Genomic DNA, 16,182 nt, shown 5'->3' on the forward strand with positions numbered 1-16,182 from the left:
CTTTGCCCCGGTTAATTGTGACCATACTCACAATGTTCAGGTGGTACAACCACTGCGGCCAAAACTGAGCACAATGCACTGTCTGGCAGACTCAGACCGTGCTAGCCTTGCGCATTATGCAAGCTTTGGATGGCACAGACACCCGGCTGCTCTCCGCCCTGGCGCAGGACCCCCGCCGCACGGTGGTGGCCCTGGCCCAGAGGCTTGGGCTTTCCCGCAACACCGTCCAGGCGCGGATGGCCCAGCTCGAGAAGAAGCACGCTTTCCTGTCGTTCGAGCGGCGCATCAACCCCGTGTCCCTGGGCTATCCGCTGATGGCTTTCATCTCGGTGCATGTCCAGCAGCAAAAGCTCGGCTCCCTCGCCGAGGAGCTGGCGGCCGTGCCGGAGATCCTCGAGGGCTACGGCCTGACGGGCTCCGCGGACCTGCTGCTGCGCGTGGTGGCACTGGACGCCGAGGACCTCTTCCGGATCAACGGGAAGATCCTGGCCTGCGACGGCGTCGAGAGGACCGATACGGCCCTGGCCATGGGTGAACTGATCCCTTTCCGGATACAGCCACTGCTTGAGCGCAACTCAGCGGAAGACTGACCGGAACAGACGCCGTAACCACGGGACGACATGGATGTTCCGGGCCTCCGGCGCTATAGGCTATTCCACAAAAGTGACCGGGCGCCGGCTGTGCCCCCGTTAGTTGGAGCGCCGCTGGTGCGGTGCCGGAAAGGCCCACCCTTGAGCAATCCCCCGCTCCCCCCGCAGCAGCCCGGTCCCCCGCAGCCGGGCCCCCACCAGCCCGGCCCCTACCAGCCGGGACCAGAGCAAGCTGGACCGTATCCATCCCGCCCGCGGCAACCCCTTGGCCGGCGGGCGCTCCCTTCTTCGCCGTTCGGCCTGCCCGGCCTGCCCCCAGCCAAAAGCCGGAAGGGCCTCTGGATTGTGGTGGGCATCGTGGCAGGCGTGCTCCTGCTGGTGGTCGTCGGGGTGCTGCTCCTGGTGAACCTTGTGGGCGGGGCCACAAGGCAGGCCGGGGACCTCGCCGACGGGTTCACCAAGCTGGTCATCGCCGGCGACACCGACAAGGCCTATAACGACTACATGGACCCCAGCCTCAAAGAGCAGCTGAGCCGCGAGGAATTCGCTTCGGGCGTCAAGAGCCTTCAGCTGGAACCGGCCTGCACCACGGCCTACGACGACCTCAAAGTCAGCACGCAGAACGAGAACAACATCGCGGATGTCGCCGGGCTCATCAAATGCCCTGGCAAGGAGATCGAACTCGTGTACCGCTTCGCCGGCAAGGACGATCTCAAGCTGGTCACCATCAAGCTCCGGCCAAAGGCCTGACCCCGATCTGAGCGCCACCCATCCAAGCGCACACCAGGCCCGAATTGCTTCCGAGGGGTCCGCCCTGGACTCCGCAAAACAGGCCGGGGAAACAGCCCCGGCTCAAACCGGAAGGAAATGGGCAATGCGCAATTCACCCAACCGACTTGTCGCCACAGTTTTCGGAGCCGTCTACCTGCTGGTGGGTATCGTCGGCTTCGCTGTGACCTCGGGGGTCGGCTTCTTCTCCACCGAAGGCACCAACCTGATCATCTTCGAGGTCAACCCGCTGCATAACATAATCCACCTGGCCATCGGCGCTGCCCTGCTCTACGCCGGCGTCAAGGACCTCCAGCTTTCGCGCACCGTCAACACGGCAGTGGGTGCCGTTTACCTGCTGGTGGGCATCCTCGGCCTGTTCCTTCTCAGTTCCCCGCTCAACATCATTGCCCTCAACGGCGCGGACAACGTTCTCCACCTGGCGAGCGCCGTCCTGCTGCTCGGCGTCGGCGTGTCCCTGGACAAGGCCCCCGCCACAGCCCGCGCCTAAGAGACCCCGAGTCGAAAGATGATGACCAGCCAGGCCATCCCGGCAACCGCGGGAACCCCGGCAACGCCGGACATGTCCTGTTCCGATGCCGTGCGGCTCGTCGCCGCCTTTGCCGGGCTGGGCGCCGCAGCGGTCAACCTCGCCGTCGCTTCCAGCCTGTTTGGCGCCGCCGGCCCTGCCCTCCCCGTGAGGGCAGCCGGCGCCGCGGCCGCCCTGCTCTGGGGAACGAGCCTGCTGGGCTGGACGGTGGCCGGGCTTAGGCGGAGCCGCTTCCCGCTGCCGCGGACCTCCGCCATCCTGCTCCCCGCCGCAGCCGCCGTGCACGTGGTTGCCATCATTCTGGGCGCAGGCGGCGGCATGGCGGGCCTCGGCATCAGCCACCTCGCCGCCGTGCTGCTGACCCTCATGATCCTCGCGGCCACGTCGTGGCTCGGCCGCAGGTCCCCGGGTGTTCCCGGCGGGCCGGCCCAGAGCACCTCGGGCCAGGGCGCATCGGGCCGGCTGGGTGCCGGGCAACTGCTCGCCGCCGCCTTCGCCGGAGCGCTGCTGGTCGCCGTCATCACGACGCCGGGACTCGCCGCGTCGACGGCCGGCCAGTTCGCCGTTCCGCATGGTGAACACAGCGGCGGACATCACTCGCCTTGAGCCACTGGCACGCCGACGGCGGCAGGCGCCGTCAGTAGCAGGCGCATCGGTGACAGACACGGGAGGAGCCCCGCGCGGCGCGCGGGGCTCCTGCCTGTTTCGGTTCAGTTTACTGGAGGTCATGGTTCACCGGAGTTCCCGAGTTCGGCGTTACCCCGGGACTCACAGCGCAACCGGACGAGGCTAGTGCTCCACCGCCTTCTCGGCGCCCACCCCGGTCAGTGACCGGACCTCCATCTCCGCCTGCTTGGCGCGGTCCTCCTGCTTCTTGTCCAGGACGGTGCCGAGCCAGCCCAGCAGGAAGGCCAGCGGGATGGACACGATGCCCGGGTTGCTCAACGGGAAGACAGCGAAGTTGGCGCCCTTGATCATGGACGTGGCGCCGCCGGACACCACCGGGGAGAGCGCGATCAGGATGATGGCTGACGCGAGCCCGCCATACATGCTCCAGATGGCGCCCTGCGTGGTGAACCGGCGCCAGAACAGGGAGTAGATGATGGTGGGCAGGTTGGCCGAGGCCGCTACGGCGAACGCCAGGGCCACCAGGAACGCCACGTTCTGGCCGTTGGCGAAGATCCCGCCCAGGATGGCGAGGATGCCAATCACAATCACAGTGCGGCGGGCCACCTTAACTTCAGTGTCGGCGTCGGCCTTTCCCTTCGCGATGACGTTGGCATAGATGTCATGGGCGAACGAAGCTGCGGCGGTGATGGTGAGGCCGGCAACCACGGCGAGGATCGTGGCAAACGCCACGGCCGAGATGAAGCCCAGCAGCAGCGGGCCGCCCAGGTGGAAGGCCAGCAGCGGGGCCGCGGAGTTGACGCCGCCGGGGGCGCCCTTGATGGTGTCCGCCCCCACCAGCGCGGCGGCGCCGTAGCCGAGGACCAGCGTGAAGATATAGAACAGCCCGATCAGCCAGATGGACCACACGACCGATTTGCGGGCTTCCTTGGCGGTGGGCACGGTGTAAAACCGCATCAGCACGTGCGGCAGGGCAGCCGTCCCAAGCACCAGGGCGAGGCCAAGGGACATGAAGTCCAGCTTCGACGTCTCGGTCTTTCCGTACTGCAGGCCCGGGTTCAGCACGGCAGGATTGTTGGCCGCGTCCACGGCGCCGCCCAGCAGGTTCGAAAGGTTGAACCCGTAGATGGCCAAAACCCAAAGGGTCATGACGGCGGCACCGGCGATGAGAAGGATGGCCTTGATGATCTGCACCCAGGTGGTGCCCTTCATTCCGCCGATCAGGACGTACATGATCATCAGGGCGCCGACGACGATGATCACCAGCGCCTGTCCGCCCCAGTCACTGATGCCGAGCAGGAGAGAAATCAGGCTTCCGGCGCCGGCCATCTGGGCCAGGAGGTAGAAGAAGCAAACAGCCAGGGTGGAGATGGCGGCTGCGATGCGCACCGGTCGCTGGCGCAGGCGGAACGAAAGGACGTCGGCCATGGTGAACTTGCCCGTGTTCCGGAGCAGCTCGGCCACCAGCAGCAGCGCCACCAGCCAGGCCACCAGGAACCCGATGGAGTACATGAAGCCGTCATAGCCGTTGATGGCGATGGCGCCGGTGATGCCCAGGAACGATGCCGCGGACAGGTAGTCGCCGGCGATGGCGGTGCCGTTTTGCGAGCCGGTGAAGGACCGGCCGGCGGCGTAGTAGTCGGCGGCGGTCTTGTTGTTGCGGCTGGCCCGAAGGACGATGACCATGGTGACGGCGACGAACAGAGCGAAGATGCCCATGTTCAGCAGCGTGGTGTCCTTGAGCGCGGCGACGTCAACGGCTGCGGGGATCGCGATCATTTTGCCCCTCCGCTTACTGAATTGCCCGATGCGCTGCTGCCGGATTTGTCATACTCGTGGCCTTCGATGCCGTGCCGGATGTCCGCGGCGATCGGGTCCAGGCGCCTGTTCGAGTAGCTGACGTACCAGCCGGTGATGGCGAACGTGGTCACGAACTGCAGGAGCCCCATGATGATGCCGACGTTGATGTTGCCCCACACCTTTGTGGACATGAAGTCCACGGCGTAGGCGGCAAGGATGACGTACGCGAAGTACCAGAGCAGGAACGCTATGGCCATCGGAAACACAAAGCTGCGGTGGCGCTTGCGCAGGTCCTGGAACTGCTGCGTGGCCTGGACTTCCTCGAAGTCCGCGGACGCCGCCGCGTCCTGGGTTCGGGCATCGTTACCCATCATTCCTCCTCAATGAGACTGACTCCCACACGGCCGCACTTCACCAGCCAATGTGACTGCCATCACTGTGCCCCGCGCCGCGGACGATAAGCCAGTAGCTGCGCACTGCCCGTCGGCCAACGGCGGCGATGCTGCGCCAAACGGCACACGCTACGCTGGGCAGCATGCCGGATTCCCCTCTCTACTCCGCAGCTGCCGTGGCCGTCATCGTTCTCGCGGTGGCCGTCGTCGTCGCCGTCGGTCTGAAGGTGCTGCGCTCCTTCCGCGAGCTGGGCACCGACGCCGAGCGGGCCACCTACAACACCTTGCACGCGGCATCAAAAGCAGGCCGACACCTGCGGACCGGTCTGAACCCCGCGGGCGCCGCCAAAGCCAGCCGCCAACTGCGCGGCCTGCTCGGCTGTGACGCGCTGGCCATCCTGGATGTTTCCGGCGTACTGGCCTGGGACGGGACCGCAGAGGAGCTGCGGCCCGGGCTGATGGGGCTGGCGGCGGACGTGCTCACCAGCGGCAGGACCCAGGTGTTCAACGCCGCCGACCTGCAGCTTCAATCCCCCAAGTCCGGATCCGTGGCGGCCGCCGTCGTGGCGCCCGTCCGTGCCGGCGCACGGGTAGTTGGCGCCGTTGCCGCTTTCGCGCCGCAGGCGGGGGCAGGACTGGTGCGCGCCACCACCGAAGTGGCCGACTGGGTGGCTGCGCAGGTTGAGCTGGCCGAGCTGGACGCCTCCCGGACGCTCCTCATGGAGGCCGAGGTGCGGGCCCTCCGCGCCCAGATCAGCCCGCATTTCATCTACAACTCGCTGAACGCCATCGCCTCCTTCATCAACACCGATCCGGCCCGGGCGCGGGAACTGGTGGTGGAGTTCGCGGACTTCACCCGGTACTCGTTCCGGCGGCACGGCGACTTCACCACGCTCGCCGAGGAGCTGCGGTGCATCGACAGGTACCTGCTGCTGGAGCGGGCCCGGTTCGGCGAGCGGGTACAGGTCAGCCTGCGGATCGCGCCGGAGGTGCTGAGCACGGTGATCCCGTTCCTGAGCCTGCAGCCGCTCGTGGAGAATGCTGTCCGGCATGGCCTGGAGGCGAAGGAGGGTCCGGGCCACATCACCATCTCCGCCAACGATTCGGGCGCGTTCGCGGAAGTCACCATCGAGGACGACGGCGTGGGAATGGATCCGGTGCAGCTGCAGTCCATGCTGGCCGGTCACGTGGACGGTGAGCATGTGGGCCTGCGGAACGTCGATGCCCGGCTACGGCAGGTGTACGGCGACGAGCACGGACTGGTGATCGAAACAGCACCCGGCGAGGGTACGCTCATCACCATGCGGGTCCCCAAGTCCCAGCCGGACCACGATGCCTGAACCGAAAGCTAACCTAGGACCATGATTAACGTTCTCGTCGCCGACGACGAGCTGCCCGCGGTCGAGGAGCTCGCCTTCCTCCTGGGCCGGGATGAGCGAATCGGCACCATCCTCCGTGCCTCCTCCGGCGCCGAGGCCCTGCGGGCCCTCGAAGCCGAGTCGGTGGACGCCGTCTTCCTCGACATCCACATGCCGGCCGTGTCCGGGCTGGACATCGCCCGCGCCATATCCCGCAGCAGCCGGCCGCCCGCCGTCGTTTTTGTCACTGCGGACGAGGACTGTGCGCTGGAGGCATTCGAGCTGGCGGCAGTGGACTATCTGTTGAAGCCCGTCCGGGCCGAGCGGCTGGCCCGCTCCGTGGGCCGGATCAGTGAACTGATCCGCGACGACGGGACGGCGCCGGAGATGATCACCGTGGACCAGGGCGGGACCACCAGAATGATCCGGCGCGACGACGTCACGTACGTCCAGGCGCAGGGTGACTATGCCCGGCTCCACACCGCCGATGCCAGCTACCTGATCCGCGTTCCGCTGGCTGACCTGGAACAGCAGTGGGCGGACGCCGGCTTCATCCGCACCCACCGCTCCTACCTGGTGGCCCTCGCCCACATCTCCCACCTCAAGCTCGCCGCGGTCCGCCCCAGCGTGTCCGTGGAGGACGCCGAGCTGCCGATCAGCCGGCGGCACCTGCCTGCCGTCCGCGAGAAGCTTGAGGCAACCAGGATCCGGCCGCAGGCATGACCCGCGTCAGGGTCACGGCGCCCCGCTCGGCGTCCCGCATCTCCCACGACTCCGCGGCCGAGCCCCGGGAGTCCGCCGAGGAGTCGGCTGTCGGTCAGGTCTTCGTCCGCTCGCTCATCCGCTCCCAGCTTCGGCTTGCCCTGGTGGTGGCCGGCGGCTTCCTGCTGATCCTCGGTGCCTTTCCACTGCTCCTTGCCGCCATACCGGGCCTGGCGGAGGCCCGCATCGCCGGAGTTCCGTTCAACTGGCTCCTGCTGGGCGCCGGGATCTACCCCGTGACCGGAATCAGTGCCTGGCTGTACACCCGCAGCGCGGCACGGAACGAGGCCCGCTACCGCGACCTCGCCGGGGAAAAATGATGCACCTGAAAGTGATGTACCTGGAGGTGAAGCGCCGATGAATCCGGCGGTGGGCATCGCGGCAGTTGCGGCCGTTTCTGTGGCGACGGCGGTAATCGGCTTCTATGGGCTGCGGATCTCCCGCACTACCGGCGACTTCTATGTGGCTTCCCGTACGGTGCCGCCCTGGTGGAACGCGTCAGCGATCGGCGGGGAGTATCTGTCCGCAGCAAGCTTCCTGGGCGTGGCCGGCCTGATCCTGCTGTCCGGCACGGACGCCCTGTGGTATCCCGTGGGCTACACCGCCGGGTACCTGATGCTCCTGTTGTTCGTGGCCGCTCCGCTGCGGCGTTCCGGGGCCTACACTATCCCCGACTTCACCGAAGCCCGGCTTGATTCGCGGGCCGTGCGCCGCGTGACCAGCCTTGCCGTGGTTATCGTGGGCTGGCTTTACATCGTCCCGCAGCTGCACGGCGCTGCCCTGACGATCCGGACCACCACGGGGCTGCCGGCCTGGGCTGGCTCAACCGCCGTCGTCGTGGTGGTGTGCCTCACCGTGGTGGCCGGCGGCATGCGTTCAATCACCTTCGTCCAGGCCTTCCAGTACTGGCTGAAGCTCACGGCCCTGGCCGTGCCCCTCATCTTCATCCTGCTGGTGCTGGCCGGCAACGGTTCGCACCCGCTGGCGGAAGCGGCCGCGAACCCGGGCGGAGCGGATCCTGCCAGCCCTTACCAGAGCATTTCGCTCCTCGTAGCCCTGCTGTTCGGAACGCTGGGGCTGCCGCACGTCCTGGTCCGCTTCTACACCAACCCGGACGGGCACTCGGCGAGGCGGACCACGCTGATCGTGCTGGGCCTGCTGTCCGTGTTCTATCTTTTTCCGACGGCGTTCGGCTTGGCCGGCAGGCTGTTCGCCCCTGATCTGGCCAGGGCGGGGCAGGCGGATGCCCTGGTGCTGCTGCTTCCGGGCCGCCTCGTCGGGGGCACGGCAGGCGAATTGCTGTCCGCGCTGGTCGTGGCCGGGGCCTTCGCCGCGTTCCTGTCCACGACGTCGGGGCTTGTCGTCTCGCTGGCCGGCGTGATCAGCCAGGACGTCCTGGGCGGAAGCGTGCGCGGCTTCAGGGTGGCGGCACTGGTCTCGATCACCGTTCCGCTGGGCCTGGCGCTCATGACGGACTCACTGGCGCTTGCCGGCAGCGTGGGCCTCGTCTTCGCCTTCACGGCGTCAACGATCTGCCCGGTCCTGCTGCTCGGCATCTGGTGGCGGGGCCTGACTGACGTCGGCGCGATTGCGGGGATGGTGACCGGCGGCCTGCTGTGCGGGGGCGCCATGGTGGCCGGAACGGTGCTCGGTGCGGCGGGGACACCGCCGTGGCTGGCGCAGCCCGCGGCCTGGACGGTGCCGGTGGCCTTCACCGTGATGGTCCTGGCCTCGCGTGCCACCAGTTCCCGGGTGCCAAGGACCATCACCAGGGTGTTGACGAGGCTGCATACGCCTGAACGGCCGCTCGCTACGGAACGCTGAGCTGCGAGGCGTCAGTCGATGGCGGCCATCAGCTCGACCACACGGTCGAGGAAGGCGTCCACCTGGGTCTCCTCATAGCCGTCCTTGCCGACCGCGGGCCGGAAGACTGCCCGGCGGACGTTGTCGACGCTGAGGGGCTTGTCCTGCTCCAGGTAACCGATGAGGTCCCGGCACAGGGTGTCCACATCCTTAGTGTTGTAGCTGCGGGCCTTTTTCTTGACCGGGCGGCGGAACCTCTCGCCGTCGGGCCTGTGAAGGCGGCCGCGGAGTGTCCCGGACAGCTGTCCGATCTGCCGCAGCCAGGCGTCCTCGCCACGTTCGGCGATGAGATCGTCCCGTTCCCTGCGGGCGAAGGCATCTTCAAGCCGGTCCAGCGCGGCATCAACGGCGGTGGCCGAGTATCCGCCCTTGACGGGGTCGAAGGACACAGACCGGACATCGGCGCTTTTGATGGGGCGGGCGGCAGCCTCAGGTGTCTCCAGTGATACGCGGGCCTGCTGGAGGAACTGGTCCACCTGCTTGGCATTGTAGCCGTAGTCGGTCCGCGCAACGCGTTCGAACGACGCGGGAATCTGACGCTTGCTGTCCACTCTCACCATGTTTCCTTCGATACTTCTTCGGCGGGTCGTAACCGCATTATTCTAGGGCGTTGCGCGCGGCCGGATGCCGGAAGCCCTGCCAGGAAATTTCAGGCCCTGCCGGAAAACTCGGCCGGGAAAACTCAGGCCCCGGAGAACAGGACGAACAGCATGAAAGCCACCGGCGAGGCGAACACGATGGAATCCAGCCGGTCCATCACCCCGCCGTGTCCTGGCAGGATGCTGCTCATGTCCTTGACCCCGAGTTCGCGTTTGACCATCGACTCGGCGAGGTCGCCGGCGGTGGCGGCAGCGACCATGCCGATCGCCAGGACAACCCCCACCCACCAGGGCTTGTCCAGCAGGAAAATGCTGGCCAAAATGCCGACGAGCATGGCGCCCGCGATGGATCCGGCAAAACCCTCCCACGACTTCTTCGGGCTGATCTTTGGCGCCATGGGGTGCTTGCCCAGCCGCGCGCCCACGAGGTAGCCGAACGTGTCGTTGGAAACCACCAGGAGCAGCAGGATGACGATCTGCCACGCGCCCTCCGGCACCGTCCCGCCGGGCCACGGGCCCACCGGGGAGGCGCCGCCTTCGACGTGCAGCGGCAGTGCCGCGAAGCTGATCAGGAAGGGCACCCAGGCGAGGGTGAATACGCCGGCGAAAATGCTGCGCGCCGAGCCGGTTGCACTTTCCACGGAGCGCCACAGCAGCACCGCCACACTGCTGGCGAGCATCGCAAACAGCAGGCTTTCGAGCCCGCCGAAGTAGGCAGAGAACGGCATGGCCACCGTGCCCACCATGACGGGCACGATGGGCAGGCGCGTGCCGTTCGCTTCGAGTGCGCGGAAGACCTCCCACACGCCAAAGGCGGCGAAGGTGGTGACGACGGCAACGAAGCCGAGTGGCAGGAAAAGCAGCCCGCCGAGCACGGCAAGGAGCATGGCCAGGCCCACGGCGATTGCAGCCGGCAGGTTGCGCCCGGCCCCGGGGGTGGGGTTGGGCCGCGGCTGGCGGGTCCGGGTTCGGGCCCGCGAACCGGGGGCCTGCTGTGCCTGGCCCATCAGACCTCGAGCAGCTCAGCTTCCTTGCGCTTGAGGAGCTCGTCGATGCCGTCGACGTGCTGCTTGGTGATCGCGTCGAGTTCCTTTTCACCGCGGGCGCCCTCGTCCTCACCGGCTTCGCCGTCCTTGACGAGGCGGTCCAGGGTTTCCTTGGCCTTGCGGCGGATGTTGCGGATGGAAACCTTGGCGTCCTCGCCCTTGGACTTGACGATCTTGACGTACTCCTTGCGGCGTTCCTTCGTCAGCTCCGGGATGGTGATTCGGATGACGTTGCCGTCGTTGGACGGGTTGGCGCCGACCTCGGAATCACTCAGTGCCCGCTCGATGTCACGCAGGGCAGTCTTGTCGAACGGCGTGATGAGGATGGTGCGGGCATCCGGGATGGCAAAGGAAGCCAGCTGCTGCAGGGGCGTGGGGGTGCCGTAGTACTCCACCATGACCTTGTTGTACAGGCCCGGGTTTGCCCGCCCGGTGCGGATCGAGGCGAAGTCTTCCTTGGCTACCTCAACCGCCTTGTCCATCTTGTCCCCGGCTTCGAGCAAGGTTTCTTCGATCACGATCTCTCCTCAGAAATTGGTTCCCGGGCAACCGGGCATTTCACAAACCTGGTCCCGCCCAGTGGCGGAACCGTCCTAGAAATATCCTAGCTGTAACTAGGGCGTGACCAGCGTTCCCAGCTTTTCGCCGCGGATGGCGCGCGTGACATTACCTTCGCCTTCCATGCCGAACACCACCATGGAGAGCTTGTTGTCCTTGCACATGGTCATGGCGGTCTGGTCCATAACGCGGATGTCGCGGCGAAGGGCGTCGTCGTAGCTGAGGTTTTCCAGCTTCTCCGCCGTCGGGTCCTTCTTGGGGTCGGCGGTGTAGACGCCGTCCACACCGCTCTTGGCCATGAGCACGACGTCGGCGTGCACCTCGAGGGCGCGCTGGGCGGCCACGGTGTCCGTGGAGAAGTACGGCAGGCCTGCGCCGGCACCGAAGATGACCACGCGGTTCTTTTCCATGTGGCGGATGGCGCGGCGGGGAATGTAGGCCTCGGCCACCTGACCCATGGTGATGGCGCTCTGGACCCGGGTCTCGACACCGGCCTGCTCCAGGAAGTCCTGCAGCGCGAGGCAGTTCATGACGGTGCCCAGCATGCCCATGTAGTCGGCACGGGAGCGGTCCATGCCGCTCTGGGACAGTTCGGCGCCGCGGAAGAAGTTGCCGCCGCCCACCACGATGGCCACCTCGACGTCGGGAACGGCTGCGGCGATCTGCTTGGCGACTGCGCGGACGGTGTCCGGGTCAACGCCCAGCTTGCCGCCCCCGAAGACTTCACCGGACAGCTTCAGGAGGACCCGGCGCCTGCTCTTCTCTGACTGGACGGGAGTGTTGACGGCTTCCATGGTGCCTTCCGGTTTGGTGAACTCTGAGCTAGGTTATCGCGCATCCGGCCAGCGCTCATATTTCTTATGTGGCCGGTGCATGCAAAAGGGGCGGCCACCGAAGTGGCCACCCCCTTGCTTGTCAGACTAGGAGCCGACGCGGAAACGCGTGAACGCGGTTCCCTTGACGCCGGCCTCTTCGAGGACCTGCGCCACAGACTTCTTGGCGTCCTTGGCGAAAGCCTGGTCAACCAGGACCTCACCCTTGTAGAAGCCGGTAACGCGGCCTTCGACGATCTTGGTCATCGCAGCTTCGGGCTTGCCCTCGGCCTTTGCGGTTTCCTCGGCGATGCGGCGCTCGGATTCGACGAGCTCGGCCGGAACGTCCTCGCGGGAGAGGTAGTTCGGGGCCATCGCGGCGATGTGCACCGCGACGTCGTGGGCTGCAGTGGTGGCTGCTTCGCCTTCGCCGTCAACAGCGAACAGAACGCCGACCTGGGCCGGGAGGTCCTTGGAGGTCTTGTGCAGGTAAGCGTCGACCGTGGCACCCTCGATGCGGGCGATGCGGCGGACAACGACCTTCTCGCCGAGGATTGCGCCCTCTTCGACGACAACCTCGGACAGCGGCTTGCCGTCAACATCGGTGGCGAGCAGGGTCTCGAGGTCGGCGGCGCCGGACTCGACGGCGATGGCCAGGACCTTGTCAGCCAGCTGGATGAACTTGTCAGCCTTGGCGACGAAGTCGGTCTCGCAGTTGACCTCGATCATTACGCCGACGCCGCCTTCGACCTTGGCAGCAACCAGGCCTTCAGCGGTGGAGCGGCCCTCGCGCTTGGTGGCGCCCTTGAGGCCCTTGATGCGGATGATCTCGATCGCCTTCTCGGCGTCGCCGTTGGCTTCGTCGAGAGCCTTCTTGACATCCATCATGCCGGCGCCGGTGCGCTCGCGCAGAGCCTTGATATCAGCGGCAGTGTAGTTCGCCATGTGAACCCCTCTGTCTAGAAAATTTTTGTGTGTACGGACCGACAGGACGGCAGCTCACCTGGTGAGCGGCCATCCTGTCAGTTGCCCGGACGCTGCGGACAGCGCCCGGAAATCCCGATGAAGTTGTTACTTCGCGGAGTCGGTGCCCTCGGCAGCAGCCGGGGCTTCCTCTGCGGCGGGAGCTTCTTCTGCGGCGGGAGCAGCCTCGGCAGCCGGGGCTTCCTCGGTCTTGCTGCCTTCGAGGAGCTCGCGCTCCCACTCGGCCAGCGGCTCTTCCGGGGTCTCGGTGGTGCCGGTTGCGCGCTGGTTGCGGGCGATGAGGCCCTCAGCAACGGCGTCAGCAACAACGCGGGTCAGGAGGTTCACGGAGCGGATGGCGTCGTCGTTGCCCGGGATCGGGAAGTCGACTTCGTCCGGATCGCAGTTGGTGTCCAGGATGGCCACAACCGGGATGTTGAGCTTCTTGGCCTCGTCAACAGCCAGGTGCTCCTTCTTGGTGTCGACAACCCACAGCACGGACGGTGCCTTGGTCAGGTTGCGGATACCACCGAGGTTGGACTCGAGCTTGGTGAGCTCGCGGCGCAGAAGCAGCAGTTCCTTCTTGGTGTAAGCGGAACCGGCGACATCGTCGAAGTCGATCTCTTCGAGTTCCTTCATGCGCTGGATACGCTTGGCAACAGTCTGGAAGTTGGTGAGCATACCGCCGAGCCAACGCTGGTTGACGTACGGCTGGCCAACGCGGGTGGCCTGCTCGGCGATGGCTTCCTGGGCCTGCTTCTTGGTGCCGACGAACAGCACGGTGCCGCCGTGGGCAACGGTGGCCTTGACGAACTCGTAGGCGCGGTCGATGTAGGACAGCGACTGCTGGAGGTCAATGATGTAGATGCCGTTGCGCTCGGTGAAGATGAAGCGCTTCATCTTCGGGTTCCAACGGCGGGTCTGGTGTCCAAAGTGGACGCCGCTGTCAAGCAGCTGGCGCATGGTTACGACGGGCATGCCGACGCTCCTTCCGGCAGGTCATTCATGAGAGCGGCCGCAGCCGCTCTTACCCTGCCAATAGTTGACGGTTAGTTAGCCTTGCCCGGGCGGGCACAGGCTCCTGGCATCCATTGCACTTCTCATCAGGACCGTTGCCGGGCCTGACCGCAAGAGGCACAATCCTCCGCAGCAGGAAGCAACTGCTTACCGGTTGTGGAGGGCTGGATACGCGTAGTCAGCTGCTGCTCCCCCGCACTCCTGAATGGGGCGTGCTGACGCTACCCACCAAAATGGAATGCGTTGAGGGCACAGCAAACTGCTCCACCAAGTGTACTACAGCGGCCTGCGGCAAATGCACCGGTTCTGCCGCGCCGGGCCGCGTTTTCCACATAGGCCGAGGGTCCGGTTCCGGCAGGCGGATCGGACGCCCATGCTGGGGGCATGAAAGCCTATGCGATGGCAGCGGTGCTCCTGCTCACGACGGCGGTCCCCGCGCCTTCCGCTGTTCGGGCACCTTCCGCCGTTCCCGCACCTTTCGCCCTGACAGCAGTTTCCCCCGCCCTGGCCGCTACGCCGGCGCCGGCGGGCTGGCGCTGGCCGCTTGCGCCGCGGCCGGCGGTCCTGCGCCCGTTCGATCCCCCAGACAAACCGTGGTTGAGCGGGCACCGGGGCGTGGACCTGGGATCAGCGTCCGACGGCGGTCCGGTCACCGCCCCGGAAGCCGGAACCGTCAGCTTTGTGGGCTTGGTGGTTGACCGGCCGGTCATCACCATCGATCACGGCAACGGCCTGCGGAGCAGCTTCGAACCAGTACGGAGCACGCTCAAAAAGGGCGCCGTCGTGGCCAAGGGCGCCGTGGTGGGAACGCTGCTGGCGGGCCACTGCGGCCGGTCGCCGTGCGTGCACTGGGGCGTCCGCCGCGGCGAGGAGTACCTCAACCCGCTGTCCTTCATCCTGGACCTGCGGCCCTCGGTGCTGCTGCCGCTTAAGGGCAGCGGGTCGCCGGGCGGCTAAACGATCGCGGAGACGCCGGTGATGGCCCGGCCCGCCACGAGGGTGTTCACCTCGTGGGTGCCCTCGTAGGAGTAGATCGCCTCGGCGTCGGCGAAGATCTTTGCCATCTCGAAGTCCGTCACAATACCGTTTCCGCCGAGGAGGCTGCGGCCGATGGCGACGCTTTCCCGCATCCGCGCGGTGGTGAACGCCTTGGCCAGGGCCGACTGCTCGTCCTTGGCCTGGCCGGCATCCTCGAGCTGGGAGAGCCGCACCATCATGCCCATCGAGCTGACCGCGTTGCCCAGGATCTGGACCAGCTGGCTCTGCACCAGCTGGAAGGAGGCCAGCGGGCGCCCGAACTGGTGCCGCTCCACAGCATAGCGCCGGGCCACATCGAAGGCGGCGAGCTGCTGGCCCACCGCCTGCCAGGCGACGGCGAGCCGGGTGACCTTCAGGACCTTGTTGGTGTCGCGGAAGCTGTTGGCGTGCGCCAGCTTGAAGAAGTCCGGCACCGCCACGTTGTCGAGCGTGATGTCGGCGTTCTGCACGGTGCGCAGTGAGATCTTGTTCTCGATCCTGGTTGCCCTGAAGCCTGGCAGCGCCGTGTCCACGAGGAAAGCCTTGACCTGGTTGTCGGCCACATCCCGGGCGTAGACCACCACCCAGTCGGAAAATGTTGCGTTGCCGATCCAGCGCTTGGCGCCGTTGAGGATCCAGCGGTCGCCGTCCCGCCTGGCCGTGGTGCGCGTGCCGCCGGCGACGTCGGACCCGCCCAGGGGTTCCGTCAGCCCGAAGGCGCCGATCTTGCGCAGCGAGTAGATGTCCGGCAACCACGCGTCCTGCTGCTCCCGGGAAGCCAGGGCCTCGATGGAACCGGTGAAGAGTCCGTCGTGCACGCCCATGAAGGTGGCGATGGACGTGTCCGCCCGGGTAACTTCTGCATGCACGATGCCGGCAAAGAGGTTGGAATGACCCTGGCGCCGCACCGGGCTGACAAGGTCAAGCTCGGCCAGCTTCGGAATCAGGTCGAGCGGAAATTCGCCGCGGTTCCAGCAGTCCACCGCTATCGGCCTTACCTCCCGGGCCAGAAAGGAGCGGACCTCGGCCAGCCTGTCCTGCTCCTTGGAGCTGAGCAGCTGCTCAAAAGAAAAGAAGTCGCCGTCGGCATAGGGCAGGCTATTGATGTCGGTTACAGCGGCGGACATGGCGCTCCTTCGCAATGGCCAGTGTCCGCGATGGAACAACAACACGGCACCGGCGGGTTAGTTACTCGCCAGTAACATAACCCAGTATCGCCGAAAAAGAAAAGAGCCCCGATCTGCGAAGACGCAGATCAGGGCTCTGAGGGTAGGGCTACTCGGACTTGAACCGAGGACCTTAGGATTATGAGTCCCGCGCTCTAACCAGCTGAGCTATAGCCCCATGCACCGTCCCGGCAACGGGAGGCGCCCCCGTCCGGCAACGGCCCGTAAGGGCCCGTCGTCGGCGGGGCAGATTTACTCTAGCAAACCGGTGAAGGGCTTCAGACCATTTGGGAC

General features: G+C 66.3%; 18 protein-coding genes and 1 tRNA gene. 9 read left to right on the plus strand and 10 right to left on the minus strand.

All coding sequences use genetic code 11. From position 1 onward, the window contains the following. The first annotated feature begins 116 nt into the window (after positions 1-116). The 4 genes from ACFTSA_RS04180 (at position 117) to ACFTSA_RS04195 (ending at position 2,514) form a co-directional block, all read left to right on the plus strand. Positions 117-590 carry an Lrp/AsnC family transcriptional regulator gene (locus ACFTSA_RS04180; protein WP_377949864.1) on the plus strand — a complete coding sequence of 158 codons (474 nt, stop codon included), beginning with the start codon at positions 117-119 and terminating at the stop codon, positions 588-590. Between the two features lie 357 nt (positions 591-947). After that, positions 948-1,340 carry a hypothetical protein gene (locus ACFTSA_RS04185; RefSeq protein WP_377949866.1) on the plus strand — a complete coding sequence of 131 codons (393 nt, stop codon included), beginning with the start codon at positions 948-950 and terminating at the stop codon, positions 1,338-1,340. Between the two features lie 124 nt (positions 1,341-1,464). Then, on the plus strand, positions 1,465-1,869 hold the full coding sequence (locus ACFTSA_RS04190; protein WP_377949868.1) for a DUF4383 domain-containing protein: 405 nt from the start codon (positions 1,465-1,467) through the stop codon (positions 1,867-1,869). 18 nt (positions 1,870-1,887) lie between these two features. After that, complete coding sequence (locus ACFTSA_RS04195) at positions 1,888-2,514, plus strand: hypothetical protein (protein WP_377949869.1); 627 nt, start codon at positions 1,888-1,890, stop codon at positions 2,512-2,514. Between the two features lie 183 nt (positions 2,515-2,697). Here ACFTSA_RS04195 and ACFTSA_RS04200 read toward each other — a convergent pair whose 3' ends face one another. Together ACFTSA_RS04200 and ACFTSA_RS04205 are read right to left on the minus strand one after the other, a co-directional pair. After that, positions 2,698-4,314: a cation acetate symporter gene (locus tag ACFTSA_RS04200; RefSeq protein ID WP_377949871.1), complete on the minus strand. Its 1,617-nt coding sequence runs from the start codon at positions 4,312-4,314 to the stop codon at positions 2,698-2,700. Next, the gene (locus ACFTSA_RS04205; RefSeq protein ID WP_377950217.1) at positions 4,311-4,706 is read right to left on the minus strand and encodes a DUF485 domain-containing protein; all 396 of its coding nucleotides are present in this window, start codon (positions 4,704-4,706) and stop codon (positions 4,311-4,313) included. Before ACFTSA_RS04205 ends, ACFTSA_RS04200 begins: the two co-directional genes overlap by 4 nt. 164 nt (positions 4,707-4,870) lie before the next feature. Here ACFTSA_RS04205 and ACFTSA_RS04210 point away from each other — a divergent pair, with 164 nt between their 5' ends. Genes ACFTSA_RS04210 through ACFTSA_RS04225 form a run of 4 tightly spaced genes read left to right on the plus strand, consistent with a single transcriptional unit; the run spans position 4,871 to position 8,671 of the window. After that, positions 4,871-6,067: a sensor histidine kinase gene (locus ACFTSA_RS04210; RefSeq protein WP_377949872.1), complete on the plus strand. Its 1,197-nt coding sequence runs from the start codon at positions 4,871-4,873 to the stop codon at positions 6,065-6,067. Positions 6,068-6,088: 21 nt separating this feature from the next. Continuing rightward, positions 6,089-6,808, plus strand: a complete 720-nt coding sequence (locus tag ACFTSA_RS04215; protein WP_377949874.1) for a LytR/AlgR family response regulator transcription factor — start codon at positions 6,089-6,091, stop codon at positions 6,806-6,808. Then, entirely contained in the window at positions 6,805-7,167 is a 363-nt protein-coding gene (locus ACFTSA_RS04220; RefSeq protein ID WP_377949875.1) for a hypothetical protein, read from the plus strand. The genes ACFTSA_RS04215 and ACFTSA_RS04220 overlap by 4 nt, the downstream gene beginning before the upstream one ends. Positions 7,168-7,204: 37 nt before the next feature. Further along, a complete protein-coding gene (locus tag ACFTSA_RS04225; protein WP_377949876.1) occupies positions 7,205-8,671 on the plus strand; it encodes a cation acetate symporter in 1,467 nt (488 codons plus the stop codon). Positions 8,672-8,682: 11 nt separating this feature from the next. On the opposite strand, the gene ACFTSA_RS04230 is transcribed toward ACFTSA_RS04225, so the two are convergent. The 6 genes from ACFTSA_RS04230 to rpsB all read right to left on the minus strand — a co-directional run bounded on the left by ACFTSA_RS04230 (position 8,683) and on the right by rpsB (position 13,666). Further along, the gene (locus tag ACFTSA_RS04230) at positions 8,683-9,270 is read right to left on the minus strand and encodes a DivIVA domain-containing protein (protein ID WP_377949877.1); all 588 of its coding nucleotides are present in this window, start codon (positions 9,268-9,270) and stop codon (positions 8,683-8,685) included. Positions 9,271-9,392: 122 nt separating this feature from the next. Further along, positions 9,393-10,316, minus strand: coding sequence for a phosphatidate cytidylyltransferase (locus tag ACFTSA_RS04235; RefSeq protein ID WP_377949879.1), 924 nt, complete (start codon positions 10,314-10,316; stop codon positions 9,393-9,395). After that, positions 10,316-10,873 carry a ribosome recycling factor gene (frr, locus tag ACFTSA_RS04240; protein WP_076798197.1) on the minus strand — a complete coding sequence of 186 codons (558 nt, stop codon included), beginning with the start codon at positions 10,871-10,873 and terminating at the stop codon, positions 10,316-10,318. The genes ACFTSA_RS04235 and frr overlap by 1 nt, the downstream gene beginning before the upstream one ends. 96 nt (positions 10,874-10,969) lie before the next feature. Beyond that, the gene (gene pyrH, locus ACFTSA_RS04245) at positions 10,970-11,707 is read right to left on the minus strand and encodes a UMP kinase (RefSeq protein WP_236807821.1); all 738 of its coding nucleotides are present in this window, start codon (positions 11,705-11,707) and stop codon (positions 10,970-10,972) included. A gap of 126 nt (positions 11,708-11,833) precedes the next feature. Beyond that, positions 11,834-12,670, minus strand: coding sequence for a translation elongation factor Ts (gene tsf / locus ACFTSA_RS04250; protein WP_377949880.1), 837 nt, complete (start codon positions 12,668-12,670; stop codon positions 11,834-11,836). Between the two features lie 126 nt (positions 12,671-12,796). Next, positions 12,797-13,666, minus strand: coding sequence for a 30S ribosomal protein S2 (gene rpsB, locus ACFTSA_RS04255; RefSeq protein ID WP_102970810.1), 870 nt, complete (start codon positions 13,664-13,666; stop codon positions 12,797-12,799). A gap of 423 nt (positions 13,667-14,089) precedes the next feature. On the opposite strand from rpsB, the gene ACFTSA_RS04260 reads away from it, so the two are divergent. Next, positions 14,090-14,662 (plus strand): M23 family metallopeptidase, encoded by a 573-nt coding sequence (locus tag ACFTSA_RS04260; protein ID WP_377949881.1) that lies wholly within the window; start codon positions 14,090-14,092, stop codon positions 14,660-14,662. Here the strand turns inward: ACFTSA_RS04260 and ACFTSA_RS04265 are convergent. Next, on the minus strand, positions 14,659-15,849 hold the full coding sequence (locus ACFTSA_RS04265; RefSeq protein WP_377949882.1) for an acyl-CoA dehydrogenase family protein: 1,191 nt from the start codon (positions 15,847-15,849) through the stop codon (positions 14,659-14,661). The two genes, ACFTSA_RS04260 and ACFTSA_RS04265, sit on opposite strands and share 4 nt — an antisense overlap. 143 nt (positions 15,850-15,992) lie before the next feature. Continuing rightward, positions 15,993-16,066 (minus strand) — tRNA-Ile (locus ACFTSA_RS04270). Between the last annotated feature and the right edge of the window lie 116 nt (positions 16,067-16,182).

Source organism: Arthrobacter sp. NPDC057013 (assembly GCF_042674585.1).
Classification (GTDB): domain Bacteria; phylum Actinomycetota; class Actinomycetes; order Actinomycetales; family Micrococcaceae; genus Arthrobacter.